This is a genomic window from Chloroflexota bacterium (assembly GCA_020850535.1).
GTDB lineage: Bacteria > Chloroflexota > UBA6077 > UBA6077 > JACCZL01 > JADZEM01.
Genome location: JADZEM010000063.1, coordinates 37,142 through 56,560, shown reverse-complemented (window position 1 = coordinate 56,560; position 19,419 = coordinate 37,142). Strand labels below are relative to the sequence as shown.

Genomic DNA, 19,419 nt, shown 5'->3' with positions numbered 1-19,419 from the left:
GGAAGCGTGCAACCGATCATCGACAGCGCCGACCAGTTGACTCCGATGAAGCGTGCGATCCTGGAGATTCGCGAGCTGCGTGCCCGTCTTGGCAAGATCGAGCAACAGCGCACCGAGCCGATCGCCATCGTCGGCGCGGGCCTACGTCTTCCGGGTGGCGTCCACGATCTCGAATCGTACTGGGATCTGCTGCGGTCTGGCCGGGACGCCATCACCGAGGTTCCTCCCACTCGCTGGGACATCGACCAGTGGTACGACGCCGACCCTGTCACGCCCGGACGGATGTACACGCGCCACGGCGGGTTTCTCGATGCGGTGGACGTGTTCTCGCCATCGTTCTTTGGGATCAACGGGCGCGAGGCCGCGAGCATGGACCCACAGCAGCGTCTGCTGTTGGAGGTGGCCTGGGAGGCGCTGGAGCACGCCGGGCAGTCAGCCGAGCGCCTGAGCGGGGCCAGGGCCGGCGTCTTCATCGGCCTCGGCAACAGCGACTATGGACGGATGCTCGCGCGCGATCCGGGGCGTCTCGACGTGTACTTCGCGACGGGCAATGCACCGAGCGTGGCGGCCGGCCGCATCGCGTATCTGCTCGGCCTCGAGGGGCCAGCCGTTACCGTCGATACCGCCTGCTCGTCCTCGCTGACCGCGGTGCACCTGGCCTGTCAGAGCCTTCGCGCTCGCGAGTGTGACCTGGTTCTGGCCGGCGGCGTGAACCTGATCCTCTCACCAGAGATCAACGTCACCTTCTCGAAGGCACAGATGATGGCGGTGGATGGGCGGTGTAAGACCTTCGATGCCCGTGCCGACGGCTACGTGCGCGGAGAAGGGTGCGGCGTCGTTGTCCTGAAGCGCCTCTCAGACGCGCTGGCGAATCGTGACCGCATCCTTGCTGTTGTTCGGGGATCAGCGATCAACCAGGATGGCCGGAGCAACGGTCTGACAGCGCCGAACGGACCATCGCAGGTGTCGGTCATCCGCGAGGCGCTCGCGGATGCTGGCGTCGCTCCCGAGCATGTTGGGTACGTGGAGACGCATGGCACGGGCACCTCGCTCGGCGATCCCATCGAGGTGCAGGCGCTTGGCGAGGTGCTCTGCCGGGGGCGATCCGCCGATCAGGTGCTCATGCTGGGGGCGGCGAAGACGAACATCGGTCATCTCGAGGCTGCGGCGGGCGTCGCCGGCCTGCTGAAGGCCGTGCTCGTGCTGCGGCATGGCGAGATTCCGCCGAATCTGCACTTTTCGACGCCGAATCCCTTGATTCCATGGGAACAGTTCCCGCTGGCCGTGCCGACGACCCATCAGCACTGGCCAGCCGGACCATCTGGCCGTATTGCGTCGGTCAGCGCGTTCGGATTCAGCGGCACGAACACCCATGTCGTGCTGGCGGCTGCGCCAGACAGCGGCCTCGACCCTGCCGATCGGGAGCGTCCGCTCCATATCTTGCCACTCTCCGCGAAGTCCGACACCGCACTCCAGGCGCTCGTGGAGCGCTACCGGCACACCCTGTCGCCCGGCGCGGTCGAAGCCACGCCAGCGCGCCTGGCAGATATCTGCTTCACGGCGGCCACCGGGCGCAGTCACTTCGAGCACCGGCTCGCGGTGAGCGGCTCCAGCGCCGGTGAGATCAACGCGCGGCTGACCGCATTCACCGCCGGCCAGGAACTACCGGGCATGGCGCGCGGGACGACCGCACGGCCGGAACCGCCCTCCGTTGCATTCCTGTTCACCGGGCACGGCGCCCAGTACGTTCAGATGGGGTATCACCTGTTCGAGACGCAGCCGACGTTTCGGGCCGCTCTCGAACGCTGTGATGCGGTGCTTCAGCCGATCCTCGGGCGGTCTCTGTTCGAGATCCTGTACCCGTCAGACGGCGATGGCTCCTGGTTGGATCAGATGGCGTACGGTCAGCCGGCGCTGTTCGCGCTGCAGTACGCACTGTCCGAGCTATGGCGCTCGTGGGGTGTCGAGCCGACCGTCGTCGTGGGTCACAGCATTGGCGAGTACGCTGCCGCTTGCGTGGTGGGCTTGTTCTCGCTGGAGGATGGGCTTCGGTTAACGGCTGCTCGCGGCCGACTTCTCCAGTCAATCCCCCAGCACGGCGCCATGGCTGCTGTCTTCGCCGACGAAGGTCTCGTGACGACTGCGATTGCGCGGCACCGGGGGCAGGTGACGATTGCAGCCGTGAATGCGAGTGACAGTACCGTGATCTCAGGGCCGGTGGCGGCGCTGGACGCTGTTCTCACCGATCTCAGGTCGGCCGGAATCGAGGTGCGCCGCCTGCGCATCGCACAGGCCTCGCATTCGCCGCTCGTGGATCCGGTGGTGGACGACCTCGTGCGCGCTGCGGCCGATGTGGCCTTTCGCCCGCCACGTCTCGCGCTCGTCTCGAGCATGACTGGGCAACTGGTTTCGGAACGAGAAGCCGGCCGTCCGGACTACTGGGGACAACATCTCCGTCAGCCAGTCCGATTCGCCGACGCCTACCGAACCGTCCTGGCGCAACGGTGTGACGCATTCATTGAGATCGGCCCGCACCCGGTGCTCATCGGTACGGTTCAGCGAGCCGACCATGAGGCTCGCGGTGTGTGGGCGCCGTCGCTGCGCCGTGGCCGGGCAGACTGGGAGCAACTGCTCGAGAGCGTCGGGGCGCTCTACGTCAACGGTGTGTCACTCGACTGGGAAGGCTTCGACAGAGACTACCCCCGTCGTCGTACGTCCGCGCCCACCTATCCCTGGGATCGGCAGCGGTACTGGGCAGACTGGATCGTCGACGCCGGCCAGCATCGAACTGAGGCGACAGACGAGCCTCCCGTGGCAGGCGCTGCGTGGACTGCGACTGTCTCCGCTGCTGAGCGACAGGCGGGACTGGCCCCGCTTGATCTGCATGTGGACCGCTTCAGTGAGATCTGGGCGCGGATGGATCGGCTGGCGACCGCGTACGTGGTGCAGGCACTGCGTTCGTTCGGCCTGTTCAGCCGGGTGGGCGAGTCGCTCACGCTCGACGAGGTGATGGCGCAATGTCGCGCAGCCCCGACGTACCGGTCGCTCATCGAGCGGTGGCTTGGTCACCTTGTCGAGGATGGGCTGGTGGTGGAGGTCGAGGCGCACTATCGCTGTCTTCAGCCCTTGCCGGCGCCGCCGTTGAGCGACCTCGATCGGGAGGCCGCCGCCGTCCTGGCCGACGCGCCACAGGTTCTCGACTGGATGCGCCGCTGTGGACAAAGCCTTGCCGCTGTCATCTCCGGGGCCGAGAGTTCACTTGAGACCCTCTTCCCCGCTGGCTCCTGCGAGACGGTTGACTTCATCTATCAGCAGTGGTCGCTGGCGCGATACTTCAACGGCATCGTCCGCTCCGTAGTGGAGAGCAGGCCTCGCCGGAACAGCGGCGGGATGCTCCGAGTCTTTGAGATCGGCGCCGGCACGGGTGGCACGACGGCGTCGCTGCTGCCCGCGCTTGATGGCTGGACGGCGGAGTACCAGTTCACCGACGTCTCGGACTTCTTCCTGACGCGTGCCCAGGAGCGGTTCGCCGCATACGGGTTTGTGCAGTACGGACGCTACGATCTTGAGTGTGTGCCAGCCGAGCAGGGGTACGCGAGTGGCAGCTACGATGTGGTGGTCGGCGCCAACGTGGTGCATGCGGCGCGCGATCTCGACGCGGCTCTGGCGCATGCGCGTGACCTGCTAAGTCCTGGTGGCCTGCTGGTTCTTTACGAGACCACCACCCATCCGCGCTGGATGGACGTGACAACTGGCCTGATCGAAGGCTGGCAGCGATTCGAGGATGCGTGGCGCGGTAACCATCCGCTGCTGACTGCCGAACGCTGGGACACTGCGCTCAGGACCGCCGGTTTCGACGAGGTTCTTGCGCTTCCTCGCTCGACCTCGCCGGCTGCGATCTTGGGGCAGCACGTCATCCTGGCGAGGTGTCCATCTGCAGCCCGAGATCGTCTGCAACCTCCTGCGTCGTCCGTGCCAGGCCCCCTCACTGCGCGTGTCGAGCCACCCCCAACGGGATCTGCCGCGAGCCAGGCGGAATCAGCCGTATCAGGCGGGCTGCAGCGCCTCAGGGAGATGCTGCCTGACGAGCGCCATGAGCAGCTCGTCACGACAGTGCGTGCCCAGGTGTTGCAGACACTACGGCTCGAACCGAGCCAGCCGCTCGACCGGCATCTCGGGTTGATGGAACTCGGGCTCGATTCGCTGATGGCTATTGAGCTGCGCGATCGGCTGACGCGCATGCTCGGCCTGGAGCGCAGGCTGCCGGCCACCCTCGTCTTCGACTTTCCCACAATCGATGCGATTGCATCGTATCTGGGAGGCGCTCTGGCGGCGCCGCACGCCGCGCCGGTCCCGCAACAAGGAGCCGCCGACAGATCGGCCAGTATGGCGGCCGGTCGGACCGACGTCGGCTCGCTTTCCGACGACGAGGTCGAGGCGTTGCTGCTGGCAAAGCTTGAGAACCTCTAGACCACTGCATCCGTACAACGCAGCAACCACCATGTGAGACGGTGTTTCTGCGAGACCTCGCCCCACCAGGAGCAGCTTGCATGCACCAAGGACAGCCGGGCCTGCCCACCGACGGACAGCCGGAGTTGGCGCTGTCACCGTTGAAGCGCGCCTTCCTCGCCATTGAGGACCTTCAGGCTCGCCTCGCTCAGGCCGAGCGGGCGCGGCACGACCCGATTGCGGTGATCGGGATCGGGTGCCGGCTGCCTGGCGGCGTCATGGGGCCAGCGGAGTATTGGCGGCTGCTCTGCGATGGGGTCGACGCAGTCACTGAGATCCCCGCCGACCGCTGGGATGTCGATGCCTACTATGACGCCAACCCCGATGCCCCGGGCAAGATGAGCACTCGGTGGGGCGGCTTCATCTCGAACGTGGACCGCTTCGACGCTGGCTTCTTCGGTATCGCCCCCCGCGAGGCCGCGCTGATGGACCCACAGCAGCGCCTGCTTCTCGAAGTGACGTGGGAGGCGCTCGAGCATGCTGGTCTGGCGCCCGATCGACTGTCTGGAAGCAAGACGGGTGTCTTCTTCGGTCTGACCGGGGTGGACTACGCCCGCCTGTATCACCAGAGCCATGGCCACGAGGGGCTCAACGCCTACTACGCCTCCGGCATGGCCGAAAGTGTCGCGGCAGGACGCGTTTCGTACGTGCTCGGGCTGCAAGGGCCTGGCCTCGCGGTTGACACCGCCTGCTCATCGTCCCTTGTCGCGGTTCACCTCGCCTGCCAGAGCTTGCGGTCCGGCGAGAGTGCCATGGCGCTCGCGGGTGGCGTCAGCCTGATGCTTTCGCCGGAGAACGGGATCACGTTCTCCAGGTATCACATGTTGGCGTCAGATGGCCGCTGCAAGGCGTTTGATGCTGCCGCGGACGGCTTCGGGCGGGGCGAGGGTTGTGGCATTGTCGTGCTGAAGCGGCTCGCGGACGCTGTCCGAGATGGAAACCGGGTCCTGGCAGTGATCCGTGGCTCGGCGTTGAATCAGGACGGGGCCAGCAGCGGCCTGACGGCCCCCAACGGCCCGTCACAGGTAGCGGTCATTCGACAGGCGCTTGCGGATGGTGGTGTCTCACCGCATCAGGTCGGGTACGTCGAAGCGCATGGGACTGGCACGGCGCTGGGCGACCCCATCGAGGCCGGTGCCCTCGGCGACGTGTTTGGGCCTGGACGCGCGTATGACAACCCGTTGCGTGTCGGGTCGGCGAAGACGAATCTCGGGCATCTCGAAGCAGCGGCCGGCATCACAGGTCTGATCAAGACGGTGCTGATGCTGCAGCATGGTGAGCTGCCGGCCACCCTCCACTTCAACACACCCAGCCCCCATATTGCCTGGGACGAGGCGCGGATCGCCGTCCAGACGGGCCACGACGTCTGGACGCCAGGTGGATCGCCGCGTATTGCTGGCGTCAGCTCGTTCGGCTTCAGTGGAACGAATGCCCACGTGGTGCTGGAAGAAGCACCGGCCCCACGGGACGCCTCCTCGGCGCCGGTGCGGCCCGTTCAGGTGATGGCGCTCTCTGCGCGGGACGGCGCGGCGCTCCGTGCGCTCGTGGCGCAGGTTGCGTCCGTTGTCGAGGCCGCTCCGGACAGCGGGCTCGGCGATCTCTGTTACACGGCGAATACTGGGCGGGCCCATCTGCGCGAGCGGCTCGCCGTCGTCGGTACGAGCCGCTCAGAGCTTGGCTCGGGGCTGCGCGCGTATCTCAACGGCCATGACAGCCCGGTGCTGACGTCGGGCCGGAGCGAGATGGCTGACCCGCCGAGGGTCGCGTTCCTGTTTACCGGACAAGGAGCGCAATACGCCGGCATGGGCTGGCAGCTCTACCAGTCTGAGCCTACGTTCCGGGCGACGCTCGATCAGTGTGCCGACGCGCTGGCCGGCGAGCTCGACCGTCCGCTGCTCACACTCCTGACGCCGGGCGATCCTGCCGGCGCGCTGCTCGATCGGACGGCCTACGCCCAGCCGGCCCTGTTCGCGGTTGAGTACGCGCTGGCCCGGCTCTGGGAAAGCTGGGGGATCAAGCCGGGCGCCCTGCTGGGGCACAGTCTCGGGGAGTATGTGGCCGCCTGCCTGGCTGGCGTGTTCACCCTCGACGATGGGCTGCGCCTGGTCGCGGAGCGCGGACGGTTGATGCAGGCGTTGCCGGCGGGCGGAACGATGGCTGCTGTGTTCGCGCCGGTGTCCCAGGTCGAACCGCTGGTGGCGGTTGCGGCCGATCACCTTGCCATCGCGGCAATGAACGGGCCGGAACACGTGGTGCTGTCTGGCGACCGTGAGGCCGTCCAGGCGGTTGTGTGCCAACTCGAAGCGAACGGAATCCGCACGCGCCCGCTGGCGACGTCTCACGCGTTCCATTCGCCGCTGCTCGATCCGATGCTCGACGCGCTCGAACGCCGAGTTGGCGAGATCGCGCTCGCTGCGCCCCAGATCCGGATGGTCTCAAACCTGACTGGACTACTGGCGAAGGGGGAACTGCTGCGGCCGGCGTACTGGCGGGAGCACGCTCGCCAGCCAGTTCGGTTCGCGGATGGAGTGGCGACACTGCTGCACGAGGGCTATCGCACCTTCGTCGAGATCGGACCGCATCCGGTGTTGGCGGGCATGACGACGGCCATCGGCGGTGAGATCGCGCTCACCGCCCTGCCGTCGCTGCGGCGTGGTCGCGATGCATGGCAGCAGATACTGCAGAGTCTCGGTCGTCTCTACACGCTCGGCGTCAATGTCGACTGGGCCGGCTTCGACCGCGGTCGCGCTCGCCGCATCGTGGACTTCCCGACGTACCCATTTCAGCGGGAACGTCACTGGTTGCCAGCCGCCCAGCCGCGCCCGGCTGTGCACTCCCCTCATGCTGGAACGCATCCGCTGCTCGGTGGGAAGTTGCGCTCTGCGCTGACGACGCGCCAATTTGAGGCTGAGCTCGCGTGTGAGACGCTGCCGTATCTTCGAGATCATCATGTTGGCGGACTTCCGATTCTCCCGGCCGCGGGCTTTATTGAGTTGGTACGGGCTGCCGCCGACGCCGCCTTCGGTGCGGGAGCGCACCTGGTGCGGGATCTGGCGATTCCACGCCGCCTGACCTGCACCCCGGGCGAGGTCCGCGTCGTACAAACGCTCATCGAGCCGGATGGTCAAGACCAAGCGGTCGTCCGCGTGTACGGTTCGACTGACGAAGACGACGGCTGGCAGCTTCAGGCCACCGCCAGCGTCGTGCGATCGGTCTCCACGAACGATGAGCGTGCGAGGCGCTACCGTGCCACGCCTGCCGAGATCCAGCGCGGTCTGCCGCAGTCGCTCGACCCGGCCGATCACTACGCCCGACTTGGAGCGCGCCGCATCGATCTGGGTGCGAGCCTCCAGGGCGTGCGGCAGCTCTGGTACGGCGATGGCGCGGCGCTTGGCCTCCTGGAGCTACCCACAGCGGCCAAGCACGGGGGTGCGTACGGAGTCCACCCTGCATTGTTGGATGCTGCATTGCAGGTTCTTGCCGCGGCGGTCTCCGATCCACAGACGGCGTATCTGCCGCTGGGGCTTCAACGATTCCAATTGCACTGCGAGCCGGGCGCACGAATCTGGTGTCATGCGCGCCTGCGGGACGGCAGCCAGGGCGCCGTGGCCTCTCGATCTCAGGAGCTGCTGCTGGCCGACCTGGAATTGATGGATGACGATGGCCGCCTGGTGGCAGAGATCGGCGAGCTTCAGTTGCGACGCGTGCACCTGGAGAAGCTTGAGGGACCGGCGTCTGACGATCGTCGAGATCTCTACTACGAGGTGCAATGGCAAGTCGGTGGCCGTGACGTAGCTCCGGACGACGGCGTGCGTGCCGCGCCGCCGGTCATCGAGCTACCCAGGATCGCCTCGGGTGTCGATCTGCGTGCACCAGCCGTGCGCGAAGCATGTGTCCTGGCGCGCTTCGAGCCGTTCGTGCTGCGCCTGGAACAGGTCAGCTTCGAGTACATCCTTCAAGCGCTGTCCGCGCTTGGCTGGAAGGCGCGCGAAGGTGACCGTTTTGCCACGGACGCGCTGGCGACGCAACTACGGATCGACGGGCGTTACGGTCAACTACTCGAACGGTTCTTGGCGATCCTCGAAGAAGAAGGCGTCGTTCGGCGTGACGGCGATGGCTGGTGTGTGCTCCGGGCTCCCCAAACACCTGATGACCCCACACGGGCCTGTGAGGCCCTGCTCTCCGAGTTTCCCGAGACGTCCAGCCAGATCGCGCTGACGCGTCGGTGCGGCAGCCAGCTTGCCGGCATTCTGCGTGGCGAGATCGACCCGCTTCAGGTGCTGTTCCCGGGCGGCTCGCTCGATCTCGCCGAGAGCCTGTACCTGAATTCGCCCTCGGCCGTGGCCTACAACTCGCTGGTGCAGGAAGCGGTGACGCGGTTCGTCAACCAGTCGCCCGTCGACCGTACGATCCGGATTCTGGAGGTCGGCGCCGGCACGGGTGGGACGACGGCGCACCTGCTTCCTCACCTGCCTGCCGACCGGACCGAGTACGCCTTTACGGACGTTTCGCCGCACTTCCTGAGCCGGGCGCGTGAGAAGTTTCGGGCCTATCCGCAGGTGCGATACGAGAGCCTGGATCTTGAGCGCGATCCCGAGGAGCAGGGTTTTCAGCCCGGCCAGTTTGACGTGATCGTCTCGGCAAACGCCGTCCACGCCACCGCCGACCTGGCCCGCAGTCTGGGATGCATCCACCGTCTTCTGCGGCCGGGGGGGCTGCTTGCGCTCCTCGAAGTTACAGAGCGACAGCGCTGGATCGATATCACCTTCGGTCTGACCGATGGTTGGTGGCGATTCACTGACCGGCATCTACGATCCGACTATCCATTGCTTGATCGCGCACAGTGGCATGCTGCGCTCGGAGCGGCCGGTTTCGAGGAGGCGGTGGCGCTGCCCAGGCCAGCCGCGTCCGGTCCGTTTGACCGGGCGGACGGTGCGCCGCGGCAGGCGCTGCTGCTGGCGCAGAAGCTGCTGGACGCTCGGCGCGCGCCGGCATCATCGAAGGGGGAGCCGGGTGCCTGGATCATCCTGGCCGATCGGGGCGGCGTCGGCGATGCCCTGGCCGCGGCGTTGCGGTCCGATGGACATCGGGTAACCGTTGTCGTGCCTGGAGCTTCCTACGGCGCGCACGGCGGGCAGCGGGTTGAAGTTGCCCCGGCGGCGCCCGCTGACTTTCGCCGGCTGCTGGCCGATATCCGCGTGTCACACGGGCCGTCGCTCGCGGGCGTGGTGCACCTCTGGAGCCTCGACAGCGCCGCGGATGAGCGGAGCAGCGAAGCCGACCTCGATCGGGCGATTGCACATTCCTCCCGGAGCGCTCTCCATCTTGTACAGGAGCTCAGCGCGGCTGGGTTTGCCCAGGTTCCACGCCTCTGGCTCGTGACCCGAAACGCCCAGGCTGTCCCACAGGTGGAGGATGAACGGCCTGTTGTTCATGTCAGCCAGTCGCCGTTGTGGGGACTGGGATGGACGATTTCACTTGAGCACCCAGAGCTTCGCGCCATCCGTATTGACCTGGACGATTCCCCGTCGAGGCAGTGTGCTGAGGTGCTCCTTGACGAGGTGACTCGCCCCGACGAAGAGGATCAGGTGGCCTGGCGCGCTGGCCGTCGGCTGGTGGCGCGTCTGACACGTCGCGAACCACCGGCATCGGAGCTGCGGACACGCGAGCGGCCGAACGACACGCCAGTGCGTCTCGGCTTCAGCGCACGCGGAACCATCGACAATCTTCGGCTCGCGCCGGCGGCGCGGCGGCAGCCCGATGCGGGTGAGATCGAAATCGAAGTCCTGGGGACTGGTCTGAACTTCAAGGACGTGCTCAACGTGCTCGGCATGTACCCGGGCGACCCTGGGCCGCTCGGTGGCGAGTGCTCTGGGTTCGTTGTCGCGGTTGGCGCGGGCGTCGAGGGGCTGATACCGGGCGACGCCGTTGTGGCGTTGGCGCCTGGGGCTTTCGGCACGTTTGTGACGGCCCCGGCGAGCATGGTCGCGCGGAAGCCGGACAATCTCACGTTCGCGGAGGCGGCCGGCTTCCTGATCCCCTTCATCACTGCCCAGTTTGCCCTGAGCCATCTTGGCCACATGCGGGCCGGCGAGCGAGTGCTGATCCACGCGGCGGCCGGGGGCGTCGGGCTGGCTGCCGTCCGACTGGCGCTGCAAGCCGGTGTGGAGATCTTCGCCACGGCGGGCAGTGTGGAAAAGCGGGGGTATCTCAGGGCACTGGGAGTCCGACACGTGTTCGACTCACGGTCGCTCGGATTTGCGCACGAAATCCGCGAGGCTACGGACGGTCAGGGCGTGGATCTGGTGCTCAACGCTCTGACCGGCGAGGCAATCCCGCTCAGCCTGTCGTTGTTGCGCGACGGCGGCCGGTTTCTGGAGCTCGGCAAGCAAGAGCAGGTAGCCGCCGAGCAACTACGCCAGCTTGGGCGGCGCATCGAGTACTTCATCATCGATTGGGGTGAGACAGCGCGTGAGCAGCCGCACGTGATCCGCGCGATGCTCGTCGATCTGCTGCGCGCGGCGGAGCAGGGAGCCCTGACGCCACTGCCGACCCAGACTTTCCCGCTCGATCAGGCCGTGGACGCCTTCCGCTTCATGGCGCAAGCCAGGCACATCGGAAAGATCGTCCTGAGTCAGGGCGCAGGCGCTGCGGCAGCGGGAGCGGCAATCCGCGCAGACGCCACCTACCTGATCACGGGGGGCCTGCGGGGACTGGGACTGGAGGTCGCACAGCTCCTGGTCGCACGGGGCGCTCAGCGCCTTGTGCTCATGGGGAGAAGCCTGCCTACGGACAGCGCTCGGGCAGAGATCGCGCGGCTGGCGCGGGCCGGGGCCGAGATCGTGGTGGTCCAGGGCGATGTCTCCTGTGAGGCCGATGTTGAGCGCGCGCTCACGCTCGCGCACACCCCCACGCGACCGCTGCGCGGCGTCGTGCATTCGGCCGGCGTGCTGCATGATGGCGTGCTGGGTCAGCAGACCTGGGAGCGGTTCCAGCACGTGCTCAGCCCGAAGGTGGGCGGGAGCTGGCTCCTGCATACCGCAACGCGGTCACGGCCGCTCGACTTCTTCGTGCTGTTCTCGTCGGCGGCCTCGCTGGTAGGGTCCGCCGGACAGGGCAATCATGTCGCTGCCAACGCCTTTCTGGACGCCCTGGCGCATCATCGTCACGGTCTGGGGCTACCGGCGACCAGCGTCAACTGGGGTGGCTGGTCGGAGGTCGGGGCGGCAGCCGGCACTGATGTGCGTGAGCGCCTTGCCGAGCGTGGCGTCGGGACTATCTCGCCGGGCGAGGGGCTGACGGCTTTCGAGCGTCTGCTCGCGGACGGAGCGGCGCAGGTTGGTGTGCTGCCGGTCGATTGGCCGCGATTCCTTGAGCGGTATGGAAGCCAGCCGCGGCCCCCGTTCTTTCGTCGAGTTCAGGCAGTCCAGATGCCAGTCGCCGTGGCCGATACGGCACCGGCGCCATCGAGCGATCTTCACGACCGCCTTGCAGCGGCGGCGCCGGAGCGCCGACGGCGTGTGCTGCTTGCCTACGTGCAGGAGCAGTGCGCTCGCATCCTGGGACTGCGGCCTGAGCAAGTCGGCGAGCGTGTGCCGCTCCATGAACTTGGGTTGGACTCTCTGATGGCCGTCGAGCTGCGCAACGTTCTGGCCCATGGGCTTGGTGAGGATCGTGCGCTCCCCGCCACCCTCGTTTTCGATCACCCGACCAGCGAGGCGCTGACGGACTACCTCGCGGCCAGCATCCCGCTCCTGCAGATGGCCGCCTCCCGGCTGCCGGACGCTTCGACGCTGCCCGGTCGTGAGTTCCTTCTCGGCGACGATCTGCCGAGCGACACCGGTTCTGATGTGGACGATGGACGGGCGATAGAGGTCTTGCTCGCGGCGCTCGAAGACCTCTCCGAGGACGAGGTCGAACGTCTGGGCGTGAAGCGGATGCTGGAGCGCGACCGATGAGTAGTCTGTACGAGCGGTTGACCAGGCTTTCGCCGAACCGTCTGGCGCTTCTGGTGCTGGACCTTCAGGCCAAGCTGGGGGCTGGCAAGCCGAGCCAGCCGGAGCCGATCGCGGTGATCGGCCTCGGCTGCCGGTTCCCCGGGGGCGTGCACGGTCCGGCGCAATTCTGGGATCTCCTGGCCGAAGGGCGGGACGCCATCGAAGAGACGCCACGCTCGCGCTGGGATGCCGATGCACTTTTCGATCCGAATCCGGACGCGCCGGGAAAGGTGGCGAGCCGGTGGGGTGGCTTCCTGACGAACGTGGACCGGTTCGACGCCGAGTTCTTCGGGATGTCGCCACGCGAGGCGCGTAGCCTCGATCCGCAGCAGCGGCTCACCCTCGAAGTCGGGTGGGAGGCGCTCGAGCACGCCGGGTATGCGCCCGACCGGCTGCATGGCTCCGCGACGGGTGTCTTCCTGGGCATCTGCAATGGCGACTACGGCCGGACGCTCCTTTCCCAGGAGCCTGAGTTGCTCGATACCTACGCAGCGACCGGGAACGCCTACAGTGTCGCCTCGGGCCGGCTGTCGTACGTACTCGGGTTGCAAGGGCCGAGTATCTCCGTTGACACGGCCTGCTCGTCGTCACTGGTCGCGGTCCACCTGGCCGTGCAGGGACTCCGTTCCGGTGACTGTCGGATGGCCCTGGCCGGCGGCGTGAACGCCATCCTATCCCCTGCGACGACCATCGCGCTCTCGCGCGCGCACATGATGTCCTCAGATGGCCGCTGTAAGGCGTTTGACGCGGCAGCGGATGGCTTTGTGCGCTCAGAGGGATGCGGCTTCGTGGTGCTCAAGCGCCTGGCCGACGCCGAGTCTGAGGGCGACACGATCCTGGCGGTGATCCGGGGCTCGGCGACGAACCAGGATGGCCGCAGTAACGGCATCACGGCACCGAACGGCCCATCGCAGGTGGCGGTCATCCGACAGGCGCTGGCAGACGCTGGCGTCGAACCATCTGACGTGAGCTATGTCGAGGCGCACGGGACCGGGACCGCGCTGGGCGACCCCATCGAAGTGCAGGCGCTCGGGGCAGCCATCGGCAGTGGCCTCCCGCAAGACCGGCCGCTGCTGATCGGGTCGGTCAAGACCAATCTGGGGCATCTGGAGTCCGCCGCCGGCATCGCCGGGTTGATCAAGGTGATCCTCTCGCTTCAGCAGGGGGTGTTGCCGCGCCAACTACACTTCCAGACGCCCAGCCCGCACGTCGACTGGGATCGTCTCGGCATCAGCGTCGTCGATCGGCTGACGCAGTGGCCGAACCACCCGCGGGGACGACGTATCGCCGGGGTCAGCTCGTTCGGATTCAGCGGTACGAACGCCCACATCGTGGTTGAGGCGGCCCCCGCATCGGATGTCCGGGTCAACCGTGTCGAGCGTCCGCGCCATCTCGTGAGCCTCTCGGCCAGAACCCAGCCAGCACTGCGGACGATGGCCGAGCAGTTGCACACATTTCTCGAGCGCAATCCAGACGTTGCGCTGGCAGATCTCGCGCACACTGCCAACGCCGGGCGATCAGACTTCGATCATCGAGCGGCCATCGTGGCAGCCTCGCACGCAGGCGTCCGTGACGCGCTGGCGGCGCTGCACACGGGAACCCCGTCGGACGGGCTGATCGTCGGGCATCCCTCTGGGAACATGCCTCCGGATGTGGCCTTCCTGTTCACGGCTCAAGGTGCGCAGTATCGAGACATGGGGCGACGTCTGTACGAGACGCAGCCCACGTTTCGTCGTGCGCTGGACCTGTGCGCGACGCTCCTGGAGCCACATCTGGACCGGCCGCTGCTCTCCATTATCTGGACCGCTGACGAGGAGTCAATGGACGCGGCGGCCGGTCTGCTCGATCAGACCATGTACACCCAGCCGGCCCTCTTTGCCGTCCAGTACGCACTGACCGAGCTCTGGAGAAGCTGGGGAATCAGGCCATCAGCCGTGCTCGGCCACAGCGCAGGCGAACTGGTAGCGGCATGCGTGGCTGGGGCACTCAGCCTTGAAGACGGGCTGCGTCTGGTTGCTGAGCGAGGACATCTGATGCAGACGCTGACCCCGCCAGGCGCCATGGCATCGGTGCGCACCGATGAGCAAACAGTCCGGCGCGCGCTGGCTGGCATCGGCGGCAAGGTTTCGGTCGCCGCGGTCAACGGCCTGGAGAACGTCACCATTGCCGGCGAGCGTGGTGCGCTTCGCTCGGCGCTGGCGGTGTTGCAGGCTCAAGGGCTCGAGGTGCGGGAGCTTGCCATCTCGATTGCTTCGCATTCGCCGTTGATGGATCCCATGCTCGATGCCTTCGAGCGCGCCGCGGCGAGCGTCACCTGGCAGGAACCGGGGATCGATGTCGTCTCGGGCATGACCGGCGATATGGTCCGAGAGGAGCTCGGGACGCCGTCGTACTGGCGGCGGCACGCTCGTGAGGCGGTCCAGTTTGCGCGGGCGCTCCAGACGCTCCGGGCGCAAGGGTACCGACACTTCGTCGAGATCGGACCCGCGCCGGTGTTGACCGGCCTGGGCCAGCAGGTGTTCTCCGGGGACTTCGGCGTCTGGCTCCCGTCTCTTCGGCGGGGCATCGATGACTGGGAGCAGTTGCTCACGTCACTGGGCGCGCTGTACGCGGAAGGGGTTGCCGTCGACTGGGCCGGCTTTGACCGTGACTATGAGCTACGGAAGATCGCGCTGCCCACGTATCCGTTCCAGCGCGAACGCTACTGGATCGAGACATCCGCGGCGCCGGCCGAGCGCACACAGCCGGCCTCATCCCGCGATGAGCATCCGCTCCTGGGAGGGCGGCTACGCTCACCGGCCATCAGCGGCGCCGTGTTTGAACGCGCCATGCGCGCAGACAGCCCGTGGTTCCTGGCGGATCATCGCGTGTTCGATGCAGTCATCCTGCCATCCCCGGCCTTTGTCGAGATGGCGCTGGCGGCGGGGGCGTCTGAGTACGGCTCGACGATGTTGCAGCTAGAGAACTTCACGATCCGCGAGCCACTGATCCTTTCGGATGAAGCGCCCCGGCTCGTGCAGACGGTGCTCCAGCAGATGCCTGACGGGGCCACGGCCTGTGCGGTGTACAGCCGGGATGATGGCAGCGACACCTGGCAGCTTCATACTGACGTGCGCATCAGCCGAGCCGCTGGCGACCTGCACAGTGCGTCCGTTCCGCCCCCGACGCCACTCGAAGAGATTCAGTCGCGGTGTCAGGAGGAGATCGACGGCCCCACCTACTATGAGCGGCTCGCAGGACTCGGCCTCGCGTTTGGTCCGGCCTTCCGTGGTATCCAGCGAATCTGGCGAGGCGAGGGTGAGGCGCTGGCCGATATCACCCTGCCGGAGTCACTGGAGGGTGAGGCCGGCGCATACTGGCTCCATCCGGCCGTGCTCGACGCCTGTCTTCAGGCGATGGGCGCTGCCATTCCCACCACGACGACGGAGGACGCGTACCTCCTGGTCAGTTTCGACCGGCTCCGCGTCCTGGGCCGGCCGAGCCGGCAACTTCGCAGCCATATTCAGCTGCGGCCGACGACGCTCGCCGGTGGTGATGCTTTCATAGCCGACGCCTGGTTGTACGATGTCGGCCGAGGCACAGTCGCCATCGTCGAAGGGCTTGCGATCCGCCGGGCGAGCCGCGCGGCGCTGCTGCATGCCTCCAGCGGCGCATGGAAAGCGTGGCTGCATCAGCTGCGTTGGGAGCCGGCGGACGCCGCTGCCGTTGACGGTGCGCTTGAGCCGCTGGCTACCTGGCTCCCATCCCGTGAGCGCCTCGATGCGAGGCTGGAGGAAGTTGCCACCGTTGCCTCGGCAGACGGCGCCCTCGCCGAGTTCCTCGCGGCGATGCCTCGGCTTGAGGCGGTGGCCGTCCAGTACGCCCGTCAGGCGATCCAGGCGCTCGGGCAGCGGCGGCTCCCGGCCGACGATGCGCCTGAGATGACGGCGCAAGCGCTTGGGGTGGCGCCCCGTCACCGACGCCTCTTCCACCGCATGCTCGGCTGGCTTCGCCAGGATCGTCACGCGCCCACGTCGGCCACGATGCCCGCAGGGAGTGTCGATGGTCACGCTGAGCCCGGCCCGGCTGGTGACGCGGCGCGCGCCGTTGAGGCCGACTTCCCATGCGTGGCGTCTGAGGCACGGCTGCTGATCCGTTGCGGCGAGCGTCTCGCCGATGTGCTACGGGGCGATGTCGATCCGCTGCACCTGCTCTTCCCAGATGGCTCCTCCGAACTTGTGCAGCCACTGTACGAATCCTCGCCGTCCGCACAGTTCAGTCACCGTCTGCTTCGCGCGTGCCTCGAAACCTCCCTCGGTGGGCTGCCGGCGGATCGACGGCTTCGCGTACTGGAGATCGGCGCTGGCACCGGCGCGACGACAGCGAGCCTGCTCTCGGTCCTTCCAGTGGATCGGACCGAGTACGTGTTCACCGATATCTCGCCGACGCTGCTGGCTCAGGCTGAGGCACGATTCTCCGAAGCGCCGTGCGTGCGCTTCCAGCGTCTTGACGCCGAGCGTGATCCTGAGCCGCAGGGGTTTGCAGCGGAGTCGTTCGACATCATCATCGCCGCGAATGTGCTCCATGCGACGGAGGATCTCGGGCGCACGCTGGGGCACGCAAAGCATCTGCTCGCCCCGGGTGGGCTGCTGCTGGTCCTCGAAGCAACGATGCCGTTGCACTGGGTGGACCTGACCTTTGGCCTCACTGAAGGATGGTGGAAGTTCGCTGACCATGATCGGCGGCCAGACCATCCGCTCTTGGCGCCAGATCGCTGGCTCGACACGCTCGCGGACGCCGGGTTCGTCGAAGCCCTGGCGCTTCCGCACGGCCCATCCCTCGGCATCGGGGTCGGACAGACGGTGCTCCTGGCGCAGCGACCGCCCGCCGAAAACCTTCCCATCGCACCGGCCACGCCAAAGCCGCACTGGACGATCTTTGCCGACGACAGCGGTGTGGGTGACACGCTGGCCGCCCTGATCGCCACGCGCGGCGAGTCGTGCCGGATCGTCGTTCGAGGAGCGCAGTACGCCGAGCTAGCTCCCGGCCGCGTACAGATTGATCCGTCCTCGAAAGCGGACTATGCGCGTGCGCTCAACGCGACGGGTCTGCCTGCTGGACAAGCGCGCCGCGTGGTGCATCTGTGGAGCCTTGATATCGCTCCTGGCGACCATGTTGACGAGCAGACGCGTACGTCGGCGAACGATCTCGGATGCGCGAGCGCGCTGCTGCTGACGCAGGCACTGGTTCAAATGGCCGGTACCAGCACGTCGTCTCTCTGGCTCGTGACCCGAGAGGCGCAGCCGCTCACGGTCCACGACGGCGAGGCCATCGGACTCGCGGTGGCGCAGGCTCCACTGTGGGGTTTCGGCCGGGTGATCGCGCTCGAACATCCCGACATCTGGGGCGGGCTGCTCGACCTCAGCGGCAAGGACTCGATGCAGACGTCCGCACGGGCGGTCTACGAGACGCTCGTGTTGGCGAGCGACGAGGACCAGATCGCCATTCGGGGCGGCCGACGGCTGGTGGCGCGGCTGACGCCGGACAGCGTGCAGGCCGGGCAGCCACTCCGTTGGGACGCACAGGCAAGCTATCTCATCACGGGTGGGCCTGGCGGCCTGGGCCTCAAGTTGGCCGGTTGGATGGCCGATCAAGGCGCACGCCACCTCGTGCTGCAATCTCGAACTGGTCTTCCGGAGCGCTCGGACTGGGCGGACCTGGACCCGACGAGTCGAGCGCATGCGCAGGTCGAGGCGATCCGCGTGATCGAAGCGCGGGGGGCCTCGGTGACCGTCGTCAAGGGGGATGTCGCCGACCGGGCGCATATGGTGGCGCTGTTCGACCGCTTCGGCAGCGATCTTCCACCGCTGCGCGGCGTCATCCACGCGGCGGCAGCGCTTGATCTCAGCGCGGTCCGCGATCTCACCGTGGACGCCCTGTCGCGAATGCTCCGACCAAAGGTGACAGGCGCCTGGCTGCTGCACGAGCTGACCGGCGCCCTGGATCTCGACTTCTTCGTCCTGTTCTCATCCACGGCCTCGTTGTTGGGCGTCAACGGCATGGCGCACTACGCGGCAGCGAACGAATTCCTGAATGTGTTCGCTCACTATCGTCGAGCACAGGGGTATCCAGCGCTCAGCGTCTGCTGGGGGACCTGGGAGGAGATGCGGGCGACGACTGCCGAGCAGCGGTCGAGCTATGGGTCTGTTGGGCTGCGTCCAATGCCGACCTCCGCGGCGCTGTCCGCGCTGGGGGGATTGCTCTCCGATCCTGCCCGCTGCCAGGCGACGGTCGCGTCCATCGACTGGAGCGTGTTGAAGCCGGTCTATGAGGCCCGCCGAAGGCGGCCCCTCCTGGCGCACTTGACCGTGGACAAGCGCGCCGCTCGGGAGGCGCCAGCATCCGCCGTATCGACGTTGCTCGATCGACTCGTTGGGGCCCCAGAGTCCGAACGGCGCCCGCTCGCACTCGCGTTTGTCGCACGCACCGTGGGGCGGGTGCTGCGTATCGATCTGACGCGGGAGATCGATCCGAACCGGGGGCTTTTTGACCTCGGCATGGATTCGCTCATGGCGGTGGAGCTGCGCGCGCGCCTGGAGGAAGCCGTCGGTCAGCCTCTGCCGACGAGCCTCACGTTCAACTACCCGAACATCTCCGCGCTGACGGATGTCCTGCTCACGAAGGTCGCACACCTGCTGCCGCAGGCAGACGCCGGCGGGTCTGGCGAGGAGATGCACGCGAAAGACGCTGAGACCACGTCCATGCATGCCGAGACGGATCCGTACGATCTCTCCGAGCATGAGCTTGCCGAACTCCTGTCGGCCAGACTGGCGCGCATGCCATGAGTCTCCCCGCGATGTCAGCGGTGACAGCCGACCAGCCTGCGGGCGTGTCTCCCGATTCGCGGCGGCTCTGGCTCGCGCGCGGCGCCATG

At 67.1% G+C, this 19,419-nt stretch carries 3 protein-coding genes; all 3 read left to right on the top strand.

Annotated features, from left to right (window positions below; genetic code table 11):
* Positions 1-6: 6 nt before the first annotated feature.
* The 3 genes from IT306_09475 (at position 7) to IT306_09465 (ending at position 19,330) form a co-directional block, all read left to right on the top strand.
* On the top strand, positions 7-4,470 hold the full coding sequence (locus IT306_09475) for an acyltransferase domain-containing protein (protein MCC7368642.1): 4,464 nt from the start codon (positions 7-9) through the stop codon (positions 4,468-4,470).
* Between the two features lie 80 nt (positions 4,471-4,550).
* Positions 4,551-12,467, top strand: coding sequence for an SDR family NAD(P)-dependent oxidoreductase (locus IT306_09470; GenBank protein MCC7368641.1), 7,917 nt, complete (start codon positions 4,551-4,553; stop codon positions 12,465-12,467).
* The gene (locus tag IT306_09465; GenBank protein MCC7368640.1) at positions 12,464-19,330 is read left to right on the top strand and encodes an SDR family NAD(P)-dependent oxidoreductase; all 6,867 of its coding nucleotides are present in this window, start codon (positions 12,464-12,466) and stop codon (positions 19,328-19,330) included. Before IT306_09470 ends, IT306_09465 begins: the two co-directional genes overlap by 4 nt.
* Positions 19,331-19,419 lie beyond the last annotated feature (89 nt).